The sequence below is a fragment of the Moheibacter stercoris genome (genome assembly GCF_040545805.1).
GTDB classification, from domain to species: Bacteria; Bacteroidota; Bacteroidia; order Flavobacteriales; family Weeksellaceae; genus Moheibacter; species Moheibacter stercoris.
The window spans coordinates 152,217-166,082 of record NZ_JBEPMO010000005.1 but is presented as its reverse complement, the minus strand read 5'-3'; the positions used below and the strand labels follow the sequence as shown (position 1 = coordinate 166,082).

Here is a 13,866-nt window from a genome sequence, read left to right as displayed (position 1 = left end):
AACAGATTAATAATGTGTTAAATCAAAAAAAAATCAACTTCCATAAAGAAGCTGATTTTCTATCGTTTTGATTTTATACTACTTTAAATTTATTTAGTGAATTTTTAGTACATCTGAATTCATAGTTAATTTTAATTCAGAGGAAAATCCCTCAACCGAATTCAAAATATATTTCATGGTTTCCAATCGCGCTGTCTTCTTATCATCGGTTCTGATTTCAATCCAAGGAGATTTTTCAGTTGATGTTTCTTTTAACATTTTGTCAAAATAAAAGGTATAATCATCCCATTTGACTTGCGCTTGTTCATCCAATCCTCCTATTTTGTATTGTTTCATTTCGTCTTCTTTGCGCTCGTCCAATCGTTCTTTTTGTTCGTCTTTGGATATGTTCAAGAAAAATTTGATCAAAATCGTTCCATCTTCCATGATTAAATGTTCCAAGGGATTGACTTGCTTCATAAAGGTTTCATGTTGTTCGGCTGTGCAAAATCCGAAAACTGGTTCCACCACTGCCCGATTGTACCAACTTCTATCAAAAAATACGATTTCTTCTTTTCGAGGTAAATTTTGAATATAGCGTTGGAAATACCATTCTTTTTGTTCCAATTCCGTTGGTTTGGGAAGTGCCATTACCCGATAATGTTTAGGGTTCATTTTGGCAATCGTTCGAGCAATCGTCCCACCCTTTCCTGCAGCATCGCGACCTTCGTATATAATCAACATCTTTTTTCCTTGCTGGATGATGTATTCTTGCAAACGAAGCATTTCTTTTTGCAATTGGTCCAATTCCTTTTCGTACGCCAATTGTTCCAAAAATTTCTTCTCCTTGATGATTCCTTTCTCTACCAATAAATCGATGATTTCTTCACTTTTGGATATCCTTTCCAAATCCTCTAAATCAAATTCTGCCATTTTTTTTGTTTATCTAATTCTAAGATAGGATTTTTTCCGTCATAGATTCCTTGCAATCCTCTACCAAAAATGAATTTTTCTTCAAAACATAGCTTATTTAACATTTATTTGAGATAAAATTCTTTCAGTCCATTTTAACATTTCCTATTTTTGAAACTAAATACAAGGAATATGAAAAAATTAAGTATAGCGCTAAGCGCAATGATTTTAGCTTTCGGAATGATCTCTTGTGATCAAAAAGAATCGAAAGACTCGACAGACCCAGTTGCTACAGAATCTACTTCAACCGATGGAAATTCTTCTGAAGCAGTTGGAAATCCGGCTGATGTAAAAGTTGACGAAGGACCTTTCCAAATGCCTGCCTTAAAATATGGATATGCAGATATGGAGAAAGCGATTGACGCAAAAACCATGGAAGTTCACTATTCCAAACACTTCTTGGGTTATGCCAACAATTTGAACAAAGCTATCAAAGGAACGGCTGATGAATCAAAATCAATTGAGGAAATCTTGAAAGGTTTGGATTTGAAAAATGCTGCATTGAGAAACAACGGTGGTGGATATTTCAACCACGTAATGTATTTTGCAACCATCAGTCCAAACGGAGGTGGAGCACCAACTGGACCTTTGGCTGAAGCAATCAACCGTGATTTTGGTTCGTTTGACGAATTGAAAAAACAATTGTCTGATGCTGGAGCAAAACAATTTGGTTCTGGATGGGCTTGGTTGGTTTCAGATGCTAGCGGAAAATTATCGGTTGGTTCAACTGCCAATCAAGACAATCCTTTGATGCCAGGTCAATCCATTTCTGGAACGCCAATTTTTGGTATCGATGTTTGGGAACATGCGTACTATTTACGTTACCAAAACAAACGTGCTGACTATATCACGGCTTTCTTTGATGTAGTAGATTGGAATGCTGTGAATGAAAATTATGCGAAAGTTACGCAAGGTTCAAAATCTTAATTTGAGCATCTTTAAATATCAAAACCTCCTAGATTTAGGAGGTTTTCTTTTATATACTAATTCAACTAATTTGAATTTAGCAATATTCTATTCTTGGATCGTTAGTAGAAATCACTTCAATACAATCGTCAAACAAATATATTCCATATAATTTTGGAATCTTATTACTTTGTGTGGCAAAATTTTCGGAAGAATTCACAAGTTCATTCATGTATGGAGAACTTTCAACTTGATATATACAATCAAATTCTATTTTTGAAATATTCTCTAAACCAAAATAATTTAACAGCAATGATTCTTCCATAATTCTGAAAGAATAATAATCTGAAAATATTAGTTTAATAGTTTGATTGTCTTCAACAGTATTAAAAGTGAACGTTAATTTACCAGCATTAAAATCAATATTTTCCAAAAAGTAAGATGATTCACTTTTCCTTTCTATTGAAATATGGGTATTGATAAATTTTAATTTTTCGTTCATTTCAATTTATTCTGAAGTATAATCTAGAAGGATTTTAAATTCTTACCATATAAATCACTGCAAACGCTCCCAAATTCTCAAAGTTTCTTTGGCTTCCTTTACATCGTGAACGCGCAAAATATTGGCTCCTTTACTCAAGGCAAACATATTCAAAGCGGTCGTTCCATTCAAGGCTTCATCAGCTGGTATATCTAACAATCTTGTAATCATAGATTTTCTTGAAATTCCGACCAGCAAAGGAAATTCTCCAAATCCAATCAAGTCCAGATGTTTCATCAGTTCGTAATTATGGTCCAAATTTTTCCCAAACCCAAAACCAGGATCCAAAATAATATCGTTCACTCCTAGCCTTTTCAATTCCAACACCTTTTCTGCCAAAAACTGATTGACTTCTGTCAACACATTTTCATACGTTGGGTTGACTTGCATATCGCGCGGTTTTCCTTGCATATGCATCATAATATAAGGAACTTTCAATTCAGCTACAGTGGCAAATAATTCCTTGTCCAAGATTCCAGCAGAAATATCATTGACAATCGCCGCTCCCGCTCCAATGGTTTCCCGAACGACTTTGGATCGATAGGTATCAATGGAGATCAAAATGTCTGAAAATTCCTTTAAAACCGCTTCCAAAATCGGCATGATTCGGTCCAATTCCTCTTGTTCCGAAATCTCCTCCGAACCTGGACGCGTGGACATTCCGCCAATATCAATGAAATCCGCCCCTTCCTTCAGCATTTCTTCCGTTCTTCTTAAAGCAGCATCCAAATTCTGTCCTCGACTTTTGGCAAAAAACGAATCTGGCGTTGTATTGAGAATTCCCATTATTTTTGGCTGAGACAAATCAACCAATTTTCCTTTGCAGTTAATTAGCATTTTATGGTTTGTATTGTTATTTTTGAATCCGAAACGAATTTATGGAAAATACTTTAAACCAATTTCAGGCAGTAATTGGAGTTTGTAAATCACTTTTTGAGAAGAAATTAAAAGATTATGGTCCGGCATGGCGCATTTTGAGAATGCCTTCCTTGACCGATCAGATTTACATCAAAGTTGCCCGAATCAGAAGTTTACAGGAAAAAGAAGTTCAAAAAATCGACGAAGGACAAGAAAGTGAATTCATCGGAATCATCAACTATTCGATCATCGCTTTGATCCAATTGGAATTGGGAATTGCCGATCAATTGGACATTTCCAATGAAAAAGCCATCGAACTCTATAGCCATAAAGCCGAATTAGCCCAACAATTGATGATGGACAAAAACCATGATTATGGCGAAGCTTGGCGCGATATGCGTGTGAGTTCCATCACCGATATGATTTTGCAGAAAGTTTTGCGCGTAAAACAAATCGAAGACAACAAAGGAAAACTTCTGGTTTCAGAAGGTTTGGATGCCAATTATTTGGATATGGTGAATTATGCCGTTTTTGCGTTGATTTTGTTGGGAGAGGATAAAAGTTAGGCTTGAAGTTGGAGGTTGGAAGCGGGAAGTTGGAAGTTAAACGTTAAACCTGAAACTTTAAACTTTAAACATTAATTAGTTAGAAAATAAAACATAGACATATGAAATACATCGTACAGATTTGCAGATTTATTGTCGGAATCATTTTTATTATTTCCGGATTTGTCAAAGCCATTGATCCGATTGGATTTGGATACAAATTAGAAGAATATTTCGCACCCGATGTATTCAACATACCATTCTTGCATGATTTAGCTTTGCCTCAAGCAACCTTTTTCAGCATCTTTGAAATCGTCTTAGGAGTATTTCTACTCTTAGGAATTTTTAGAAAATTCACGCTTTGGTCGTTGATGATCTTGATTGTATTTTTCACATTCTTAACCTTTTATTCGGCTTATTTCAACAAAGTAACCGATTGTGGTTGTTTTGGAGACGCGATGAAATTAACGCCTTGGCAATCTTTCTGGAAAGACATTTTCTTGTTGGTTCAAATCATCATTTTGTTCATCGGACAGAAATACATAACGCCATTGATTTCCAATATGAAAGTCAATTACGGAATTTCAGCTGTTGTTTTACTGATTTGCGGATGGATTTCATTTACTGGAATTCAGTATTTGCCATTGATTGATTTCCGTGCGTATGCAGAAGGAAAAAGCATTGTGGAAGGAATGAAATCGGCAGAGGAATTAGGTTTAGAACCGCCTCAATATGAAGTAATCTACACCATGAAACACAAAACAACGGGTGAAGTGGTCAAAATTACGGATACCGAATATCTAGCTGATTCGAAATGGTATGACGAAGGAACTCCTTGGGAAATGGATACGAACGCAATCGAAAACAACAAAATTTCTGCAGGTTATGAACCGCCAGTGAAGGATTTCATTTTGGATTGCAATGGTGAAGATAAAACCGAATTTTATTTGAGTGAATCCAAAGTGGTTTTTTTCGTGATTCCTTTTGTGAGTCAAATGACCGAAGAGGAAAAAGCAAAGTTAAATCTTTTGTATGCCGAATTGACGCAGAAAGGAGTTCAGGTAACCGCTTTGGTGAACAATGATGTAGAAGGAGCGAAATTCCCCTATTGTTTTGTCGATCAAATTACGTTGAAAACCATCATCCGAAATAATCCTGGCATTTTGGCTATTTCGAAAGGAACAGTTTTGAAAAAATTCCACGATAACCCAATGCCAAATTCAGATGAAATCTTAGCAAGTTTCAATTAAAATTAAATCCATTTTAATAGTATATAATGTTACGTTACATCCTACAAAAAATCATATATGGATTTCTAACTTTGTTAGGGGTGATAACGGTTGTATTCTTTTTGTTTACGGTACTTCCAGGTGATCCTGCACGAATGATGCTCGATCAGAAAGAAGATCCAGAACAATTGGCTTTGATCAGAAAAAACTTGGGATTGGATCAGCCCTTGTGGAAACAATATGGCTATTATGTAAACGACTTATCTCCGATTTCCATTCATGGGAAATCAGGTGATAGTTATACATCTTTGGAAACTGAAAAATACTCTTATTCAACTCTACTACCATTGGGAGAGAATTCGTTGGTTTTGAAATATCCGTATCTCAGAACTTCCTTTCAAAAACAAGGAAAATTAGTATCGGATATCATCAAAGAAACCTTGCCCAACACCTTGATTTTAGCCGTTGCGGCCATTAGTTTTGCTATTATAATTGGTGTACTATTGGGAATTTGGTCTGCATTGGTGAAAGACAGTTGGATGGATAGAAGTTTATTGGTTTTGACCAGTTTTGGGATGAGTACACCTTCTTTCTTTTCAGCCATTCTCATTGGATTTATTTTTGCCTTTTTGCTACATGATTTCACAGGATTATCTATGACAGGAAGTTTGTATGAAATTGATGATATGGGAAATGGAAAATACTTGGCCTTGCAAAACCTAATATTGCCTGCTATAACCTTAGGAATTCGTCCATTGGCCGTAATTTCTCAATTAACCCGAAATTCATTATTGGAAGTTTTGTCTCAAGATTACATCAGAACTGCCTATGCAAAAGGATTAAGTTCTAGATCGGTCATTTACAAACATGCCCTACGAAATGCCTTAAATCCAGTGATTACTGCAACTTCGGGTTGGTTTGCTTCCATGTTGGCGGGTGCTGTTTTTGTAGAATTCATTTTCGGATGGAATGGCTTGGGAAAAGAAATTGTTACAGCTCTCAATAGTTTGGACCTACCTATCGTCATGGGAGCAGTTTTAATCATTGCCACTACTTTTATCATCATCAATATTTTGGTCGATGTTTTGTATGGAATTTTGGATCCAAAAGTTCGTATAAACTGATTTATTTTAGGTTTCCAATATTTTGACTTTAGCCTATTCTTTTTGAGCTTAATTTTACGTAACTTTATGCATAAGCGTAAATACTAATTAGAACTTAAGTTTAACACAAATAAGAACGAAATTATGAGAAGAAAAATCGTAGCTGGAAATTGGAAAATGAACTTAACCTTTCCACAAGCAAGAGAATTAGCATTACACTTAAACACTTGGGTAAATGCGCATAAACCTAACGCTGAAATCATCATTGCGCCAACTCATTTATACTTGGAACAATTGAACAAAGATTTGAAAAATAGTAGAATACGCGTTGCTTCTCAGAATGTTTCTGCTATGGAAAACGGTGCTTATACGGGAGATGTTTCGGCTGAGCAATTGTTATCAATCGGAACCAAAATCAGCATTGTTGGGCACTCAGAAAGAAGAGCTTATCACCACGAAGTGGATAAATATATTGGAATGAAAATTTCTCACTTATACAAAAAAGGAATGTCTCCAATTTTGTGTGTAGGTGAAAAATTGGAAGATCGTGAATCTGGAAAGCATTTCGACGTAGTGAAGGAACAATTGAACATTGCCTTGGAGCGTCAAAATCCAGAGGATTTATTAAGAGATTTCATTGTGGCTTATGAACCAGTTTGGGCTATTGGAACAGGAAAAACAGCCAGTCCAGACCAAGCGCAAGAAATGCATGATTTCATCCGTAAAACCATCGGAAACCAACATGGTTTAGCCGTTGCCAATGCAACTAGTATTTTATACGGTGGAAGTGTTAATGCAGGAAACGCAAGAGATTTGTTTGAGCAATATGATATAGATGGAGCTTTGGTAGGTGGAGCCTCGTTAAAATTAGAAGACTTTACAACAATTATCAACGCAAGAGGTTAATTTCCGCTACTTTTGTAGAAATTTTAAACATTACATGAATTACATCGAATACCAATTCAAGGTTTCACCAATTGAGCCATGGAGAGAAATTCTTATGGCTCATTTGGCGGAAGGTGAATTTGATAGTTTTACTGACACAGAGGAAGGTTTATTAGCCTACGTTATAAAAGATTTGGACGATGAAGAATTTGTTCAATCAAAACTAGAAGAACTTTCCGAAATCGCTATCAGTTACGAACGACTCGAAATTGAACAAATCAATTGGAACGAACAATGGGAATCCAATTTTCATCCGATCAATGTCAATGATCAATGCTACATTCGTTCAGAATTTCACGAAGCTAAACCTGAATTTCCGTTTGAAATTGTCATTCAACCCAAAATGTCATTCGGAACTGGACACCACGAAACCACACATTTGATGGTGGAATACATTTTGGAAAATGAATTCGCTGGGAAAGATGTTTTGGATATGGGTTGTGGCACTTCCATTCTAGCCATTTTAGCAAAAATGAAAGAGGCAAATTACGTCGAAGGAATTGATATTGACGAATGGTCTGTGGAGAATTCTATTGAAAATGCTGAACGCAATCATGTTGACATTACAGTAAAATTAGGTGATGTTAGTTTACTTGGTCAGCATCAATTCGACATTATTTTGGCCAACATCAATAAAAATATTTTATTGGCAGACATTCCTGCCTACGTTGGGGATTTAAAACCCAATGGAGAATTGTATCTAAGTGGATTGATGCATTTTGATTTTGAAGATATCAAACAAAAATGCGAAGAAAATGGCTTGAAATTTGTTTCTAAAAAACAACGAAACGAATGGATCGCCTTAAAATTTGTTCAATCATAAAAGAAAATTTTAAAAGTGTCGAATTTTAATTTTCATGTTCAACCACAGTGGGAAGTAGATGTTGACGTTGATGTCTTAACAGAAGAAGAAGTAAAACGCGTTTTGGTTCTTCATAATGATGACTACAATACGTTTGATTTCGTGATCGTCTCGTTGATGGAAGTTTGTGATCATACGTTGGAACAAGCAGAGCAATGTACTTGGCTTGTGCACTACAAAGGGAAATGCGAAGTCAAAACAGGAAGTTATGAATTCTTAGAACCTATGTGTACAGCGCTACTTGATAGAGGATTGAGCGCCGAAATCATGTGATTTCCTTACATAAAATGTTAAGATTTTCTTCTTTGGTTTAATTCTAAGCTGACAATTTTGGCAAGCGAAAATAATTTCTTTAACTTGAGTTTTTCTAATTTAAAGTCATTTTCTCATGCCAAAATTTCCTTTTATTTACCTCATCCTTGCTCTTGTATTCTTTGGATGTAAAGACAAAGAATTTGAACAACGCTTGCTTAAGAAAGAGAAAGAGTTAAACCTGAGAGAAGCAGCCATACTCGAAAGCGAAAACGAATTGGCAACCCTACGTCAATTCAAAGATAGTTTGGAAAAACTCAATCAACCTGTCGATTCTTTAGTTGCCTACACTGAATGGCCAGATTCTCTGCAAGGTATCTGGAGCAGTAAGGTTATTTGCGCAAAATCCGATTGTGCCGATTATCTTGTGGGCGATCAACGAAGTGATCAATGGAAATTCACCCAAGATTCCACCCGAATTATGGTCGAAGTTTTCAATCAAAAAAACGAAATGGTAAGGGTTTACAACGCGGAATTTGACGAAAAAGAAATCAAACTAAACTTTCAAACCGATCCTACTTCGACAAAACATGTTGAAATGGAAATTCTTTTAAATTCCTTCAAGAAAAACCGAATGAGTGGTACCCGAACCATCAAGGTCAACCAAAATTGTCTCGCAAGTTTTTCAGTTGAATTGACCAAAATGACCCCTAAAAATAACTAACCTAAATTCGAACTCATGTTGTTGCTAAGCCTACACGATTTGACTCTGCCCATTACAGATCCAGTCTTAAAATTTCTATTGGTTCTAATCATCATATTGTTTGCACCCTTAATCCTTAACAAATTTAAAATCCCACATTTGATTGGGCTCATTTTAGCAGGTGCCATCATCGGTCCCAACGGATTTAATGTGCTAGAAAGAGATAGTAGCATTGTGGTAACCGGAACTACTGGTCTTCTCTACATTATGTTTCTGGCAGGATTGGAAATTGATATGGGTGATTTTAAACGAAACAAATGGAAAAGTTTAGGATTTGGATTGTATACCTTCCTCATTCCTTTTGCTTTGGGATTTATTTGCGGCTATTTCATCTTAGGATTTGACTTATTGATTTCCATCTTATTTGCCAGTTTATTTTCCTCGCACACCTTAATCTCTTATCCGCTCGTAAGCAAATTCGGAATTGCCAAAAACAAAGCCGTCAACATCACAGTTGGTGGAACTATGATTACCGACATATTGGCTTTATTGGTTCTTGCAGCTTGTGTTGGAATGGCTCAAGGTGAAGTAGGATCTGAGTTTTGGATCAGAATGGGAATTTCCATTGCCATTTTTGGTGCCATAGTGCTCATTATTTTCCCAATTATTAGTCGATGGTTTTTTAAGAACGTCGAAGACAAAATTTCCCAGTATATTTTTGTTTTGGTCATCATTTATTTGGCATCACTTCTAGCAGAAATTGCAGGAATTGAAGCTATCATTGGGGCGTTCCTTGCCGGATTGGCCTTGAATCGATTGATTCCGCATACTTCCTCCTTGATGAATCGTGTCGAATTTGTAGGAAATGCGATTTTCATTCCTTTCTTTCTAATTAGTGTGGGAATGATCATTGATTTCAAAGTCTTTTTCAGCAGTTTCGAAACCATTGGAGTTGCTATTGTTATGTTGATTTGTTCGATTGGCGGAAAATATTTAGCCGCAAGATTGACGCAAAAAACATTTCGATTTTCAAAACTCGATGGAAATTTAATATTCGGATTGAGTACAGCTTCCGCAGCAGCAACCCTAGCAGCAGTAATGGTTGGATACAACATCATTATATCTGAAAACGAAGCTGGAGAACCGATTCGTTTGCTCAATGAACATGTATTAAATGGTAGTATTTTATTAATCTTGGTTTCTTGTACCGTTTCCTCTTTTGTGTCTGCTAACAATGCAGAAAAAATTGCCGAATTGGAAAATGAAGACACTCTTTCAGGAGATTCGGTTGAACAAGAGAATTTGCTTTTGGCTTTGAATTATCCTAAAACAATTGAGCCTTTGGTGAATTTAGCTGTAATGATCAAATCGAAAAACAATCAAGATGGTCTATATGCCTTGAACATTATTAACGAAGAAAAAAATGAATCTTCCGTTAAAAATGCAGAAAAAATTCTCGGTGATGCAGTCCATATGGCAGCTGCAGCAGACACGACATTAACGCCTGTTACGCGCTATGACAACGATGTCATAAATGGTGTAAACAATGTGATAAAAGAACAAAAAATTACGGATTTACTGGTGGCTTTGGATCCCGAAAAAGGATTCACTACTTCCTTTTTGTATAATCTCTACAATGGGTATTTTCAAAATAAATCAATCAATATTTTGATTTATCATGCAGCTCAACCCATTTCAACCATCAAAAAGCAAATTGTCATATTGCCAGAAAATGCACATTTGGAATCAGGATTTTTCCATGCGATGCTTCGTGTTTGGAACATCGCTCGTAATTCAGGGGCTCAATTGCAATTTTACGCTTCGCAAAACACGCTAACCGTTTTGAAAAGAATTCACCAAAGATTTACCATCGAGGCAAAATTTGAAACCATTCCAAATTGGATGAAACTCCAAAGTATTTATGAAAAAGTTGGAGAAAATGATGGCTTAATTGTTTTTATGGCGAAAAGAGGAATGAAATCCTATCTGAATCAAATGCAATATATTCCTTCCGTTTTAAATGCTCAATTTTCTGAAAAGAATTATTTATTGATTTATCCATTTGACGAAGACAGAGAGCTTTCGCAGGAAGTGAGGTCCATCAACAACCATGGAGACTTTGAAGAAATAGGAAAAATCGTGAAAAAATTATTCTAATAAAAAATAGGCTATCTCAGTTTTGAGATAGCCTCTTTTTTTTTATTTCAAAATTTAGCTTATGCTTCTTCTGATGGAGTTTCAGTCGCTGGAGCTTCTTCTTTCACAGCTGGCTTCTTCTCGTACAAAGGATTGTCATAGTTAAATCCAGTCTCTTCAGATTTGTTCGCATTTGCCAATCTTTCAGCATCCATTCTTGCAACTTCCGCTCTTGCTTTCGCAGCTTCTTCTGCACGTTGGATAGATTCTTTGTCAGCAACTACTTCAAATTCAAAATCAACTTCTACATCTCTGTGGAAACGGATTTTCGCAGTATTTTTCCCTAAACGTTTGATTGTATTTCCTGGGATTTTGATGTTTTTCTTTTCGATTTCAACACCTGCAGCTACTAAAGCATCTGCTAAATCACCATTGTTTACAGAACCAAATAATTTATCTCCAGCACCAACTTTCGCTTCGATTTTCACATCCAAACCGTTTAACTTCGCTGATTTCGCTTCTGCAGCTGAAATCAATGCTGATTCTTCAGCTTTACGAGTTTCTAAGATTTTATTTAATTCTTCTCTTTGTTTCGTTGTAGCGATAACTGCTTTTCCTTGAGGAATTAAGAAGTTACGAGCATATCCTGGTTTTACAGAAACGATTTCGAATTCAAAACCTAAATTTTCTACATCTTGCTTTAAAATAATGTCCATTTTATTCTATTTTTTAGGTTTTACTTATTTTAATTGGTCTCCAATAAAAGGCATCAAAGCCATGTGACGAGCACGTTTGATAGCTTGAGATACTTTTCTTTGATATTTCAATGAAGTCCCAGTATAACGACGAGGTAAAATTTTACCTTGTTCGTTTACAAATTGTAATAAGAAATCAGGATCTTTATAATCTACGTATTTGATTCCGTATTTTTTGAAACGACAAAACTTTTTACTAGTTTGTGTTTGAATGTCTAATTGAGATAAATAACGGATTTCGCTTTCACCTCCTTCCGCAGCTTTTTTTGCTAATTCATCGATTGCCATAACTCTGATTTTTAAGCGTTAGATTTTTGAGATTTTAATTTTGTTCTGCGTTTTTCCGCCCAATCAACACCGTGTTTGTCTAATTTAACAGTCAAATAACGGATCACACGTTCGTCACGTTTGAACATCAATTCTAAACCTGCAACGATTTCGTTGTTTTCAGATTTGAATTCAAATAAATGGTAGAAACCATTTCTTTTGTTTTGAATTGGGTACGCTAATTTTTTTAGTCCCCAGTTCTCTTTTGCTACGATTTCAGCTTGATTCTCAGCCAAGAAATCTTCTACCTTTTTCACTGCTTCCTCTACCTGAGCGTCAGATAGAACGGGAGTTAAAATGAAAACAGTTTCGTAATGAGTCATTTAATTAATTTTTTAATTTGGAGTGCAAAGGTAAGATTTATTTTAAACTAGACAAAGCTTCGCCTATAATTATTTAGGAACTTGCGAATTATTTCCTATTGATTTGTTCAAGAACCAATGATTCGTAAATCTGTTTTGTGGTGGTTTTGGAAGGATCTGTATGAAATATAAAAACACCAGACTCCACATTGAAATACATCTTCTGGTTTCCATCTGAAATACTAAACCATTTCAACAAGCCATTGACTAGATTTTCTCCTTCCCAGTAGATTTTAGCCGAATTTAAATCAAACCGATGAGTCAAACCTTTGGTGCTTTTAAACTCAATGAATCCATCATGCACATACAAAATACCACTCCCTTCAAATGCCTTAAATTTTAAAAATTTGTCTTGTTGATTGCCTGAATTGAATCGAACCAAAGCCGAAAACTTCACGCCTTCGGGCAAAGAGTTCTTTAGTAGTTCTTGCTTTTTCTTTCTACTCTTGGCCGCCCAAAATGCAACACCCAAAATTAAAATTAGTGGAAATAGTGCAAACAGCACTATCATAATAATTAATATCTCCATAGCAAGTTTATTAGGCTGATAAAAATACAATATTGCGTTTAAGAAATCTGTATATTTGATAGACAAAATGACCGAATTATGAGAAACAGAAGTTCAGGATTTCTATTGCGCATCTTAATTGCTGCTGGAATCGTTATTTTTTCCTTATTCAAATTTCTTTCTTCCTCTGAAGTCAATGAAATCACTGGCGAAAAACAATACATAAGTCTTTCGAAAGATGAAGAAATTGCCTTAGGAATTCAAAGTGCTCCTCAAATGGCACAAGAATTTGGCGGTTTAAGTAGAAATCAAGAAGCGCGTTATTTGGTTGACTCTATTGGACGTCATATCGTGGCCAATAGTTCTGCCTCTCAATCAAAATATCCATTTGACTTTCATTTATTGGCAGATCAACGCACCGTAAACGCATTTGCATTACCTGGCGGACAAATTTTCATCACAGAAGCACTTTTGGGTAGATTGGAAAACACCGATCAGTTGGCCGGTGCTTTGGGTCATGAAGTAGGACATGTTATAGCACGACATAGTGCTCAACAAATGGCCAAACAAGAACTTACTCAAGGAATAGCCGGTGCTGCTGGTGTTGCTGGTGGAGATGCAAATTCGGCTTATTATGCGCAAGTTGTTGCCAATATGGTCAACATGAAATACGGTCGTGAAGATGAATTGGAGAGTGATGAATTGGGCGTTCGTTTTATGATTGAAGCAGGATATCAACCCGAAGCTTTAATCAGCGTTATGGATATTCTAGAAAGTGCTTCTGGCGGAAGCAATGTTCCCGAATTTCAAAGTACACACCCTTCACCCGAAAACAGACGTCAAAAAATTCAACAAGCCATTCAAAAATACAGATCGCAGTAAT

At 35.9% G+C, this 13,866-nt stretch carries 16 protein-coding genes and 1 pseudogene; 10 read left to right on the top strand and 7 right to left on the bottom strand.

The features are described 5' to 3' along the window. Positions 1 to 93: 93 nt before the first annotated feature. Positions 94 to 912: a polyphosphate kinase 2 gene (gene ppk2 / locus ABID46_RS06370; RefSeq protein WP_354508222.1), complete on the bottom strand. Its 819-nt coding sequence runs from the start codon at positions 910 to 912 to the stop codon at positions 94 to 96. A gap of 171 nt (positions 913 to 1,083) precedes the next feature. Between ppk2 and ABID46_RS06365 the strand changes: the two genes are divergently transcribed. Further along, entirely contained in the window at positions 1,084 to 1,878 is a 795-nt protein-coding gene (locus ABID46_RS06365; protein WP_354508220.1) for a superoxide dismutase, read from the top strand. A gap of 76 nt (positions 1,879 to 1,954) precedes the next feature. Here ABID46_RS06365 and ABID46_RS06360 read toward each other — a convergent pair whose 3' ends face one another. Beyond that, complete coding sequence (locus tag ABID46_RS06360; protein WP_354508217.1) at positions 1,955 to 2,359, bottom strand: hypothetical protein; 405 nt, start codon at positions 2,357 to 2,359, stop codon at positions 1,955 to 1,957. A gap of 54 nt (positions 2,360 to 2,413) precedes the next feature. Further along, positions 2,414 to 3,235 (bottom strand): dihydropteroate synthase, encoded by an 822-nt coding sequence (folP, locus tag ABID46_RS06355; RefSeq protein ID WP_354508215.1) that lies wholly within the window; start codon positions 3,233 to 3,235, stop codon positions 2,414 to 2,416. A gap of 41 nt (positions 3,236 to 3,276) precedes the next feature. Here folP and ABID46_RS06350 point away from each other — a divergent pair, with 41 nt between their 5' ends. From ABID46_RS06350 to ABID46_RS06315, 8 genes are all read left to right on the top strand, one after another. Then, positions 3,277 to 3,822 carry a DUF1599 domain-containing protein gene (locus ABID46_RS06350; protein ID WP_354508213.1) on the top strand — a complete coding sequence of 182 codons (546 nt, stop codon included), beginning with the start codon at positions 3,277 to 3,279 and terminating at the stop codon, positions 3,820 to 3,822. Positions 3,823 to 3,923: 101 nt separating this feature from the next. Continuing rightward, positions 3,924 to 5,051, top strand: a complete 1,128-nt coding sequence (locus tag ABID46_RS06345; RefSeq protein ID WP_354508211.1) for a BT_3928 family protein — start codon at positions 3,924 to 3,926, stop codon at positions 5,049 to 5,051. Positions 5,052 to 5,077: 26 nt separating this feature from the next. After that, positions 5,078 to 6,154, top strand: coding sequence for an ABC transporter permease (locus ABID46_RS06340; protein WP_354508209.1), 1,077 nt, complete (start codon positions 5,078 to 5,080; stop codon positions 6,152 to 6,154). Positions 6,155 to 6,277: 123 nt separating this feature from the next. Further along, entirely contained in the window at positions 6,278 to 7,039 is a 762-nt protein-coding gene (tpiA, locus tag ABID46_RS06335) for a triose-phosphate isomerase (RefSeq protein WP_354508207.1), read from the top strand. Positions 7,040 to 7,073: 34 nt separating this feature from the next. Next, a complete protein-coding gene (gene prmA, locus ABID46_RS06330) occupies positions 7,074 to 7,901 on the top strand; it encodes a 50S ribosomal protein L11 methyltransferase (RefSeq protein ID WP_354508205.1) in 828 nt (275 codons plus the stop codon). A 15-nt stretch (positions 7,902 to 7,916) separates the two neighbouring features. Beyond that, positions 7,917 to 8,213 (top strand): ATP-dependent Clp protease adaptor ClpS, encoded by a 297-nt coding sequence (locus ABID46_RS06325; RefSeq protein WP_354508203.1) that lies wholly within the window; start codon positions 7,917 to 7,919, stop codon positions 8,211 to 8,213. A gap of 115 nt (positions 8,214 to 8,328) precedes the next feature. Continuing rightward, positions 8,329 to 8,916: a hypothetical protein gene (locus ABID46_RS06320; RefSeq protein WP_354508201.1), complete on the top strand. Its 588-nt coding sequence runs from the start codon at positions 8,329 to 8,331 to the stop codon at positions 8,914 to 8,916. A 15-nt stretch (positions 8,917 to 8,931) separates the two neighbouring features. After that, entirely contained in the window at positions 8,932 to 11,052 is a 2,121-nt protein-coding gene (locus ABID46_RS06315) for a cation:proton antiporter (protein ID WP_354508199.1), read from the top strand. Positions 11,053 to 11,249: 197 nt separating this feature from the next. Here the strand turns inward: ABID46_RS06315 and rplI are convergent. The 4 genes and pseudogenes from rplI to ABID46_RS06295 form a co-directional block, all read right to left on the bottom strand. After that, positions 11,250 to 11,747: pseudogene (gene rplI, locus ABID46_RS06310) on the bottom strand (50S ribosomal protein L9); the annotation flags it as partial. Positions 11,748 to 11,771: 24 nt separating this feature from the next. After that, complete coding sequence (rpsR, locus tag ABID46_RS06305) at positions 11,772 to 12,074, bottom strand: 30S ribosomal protein S18 (RefSeq protein WP_354508197.1); 303 nt, start codon at positions 12,072 to 12,074, stop codon at positions 11,772 to 11,774. 11 nt (positions 12,075 to 12,085) lie between these two features. Further along, the gene (gene rpsF, locus ABID46_RS06300; RefSeq protein WP_354508195.1) at positions 12,086 to 12,436 is read right to left on the bottom strand and encodes a 30S ribosomal protein S6; all 351 of its coding nucleotides are present in this window, start codon (positions 12,434 to 12,436) and stop codon (positions 12,086 to 12,088) included. A gap of 88 nt (positions 12,437 to 12,524) precedes the next feature. Then, positions 12,525 to 13,004 (bottom strand): hypothetical protein, encoded by a 480-nt coding sequence (locus ABID46_RS06295; RefSeq protein ID WP_354508193.1) that lies wholly within the window; start codon positions 13,002 to 13,004, stop codon positions 12,525 to 12,527. A gap of 78 nt (positions 13,005 to 13,082) precedes the next feature. Between ABID46_RS06295 and ABID46_RS06290 the strand changes: the two genes are divergently transcribed. After that, positions 13,083 to 13,865 (top strand): M48 family metalloprotease, encoded by a 783-nt coding sequence (locus tag ABID46_RS06290; protein WP_354508191.1) that lies wholly within the window; start codon positions 13,083 to 13,085, stop codon positions 13,863 to 13,865. Position 13,866 lies beyond the last annotated feature (1 nt).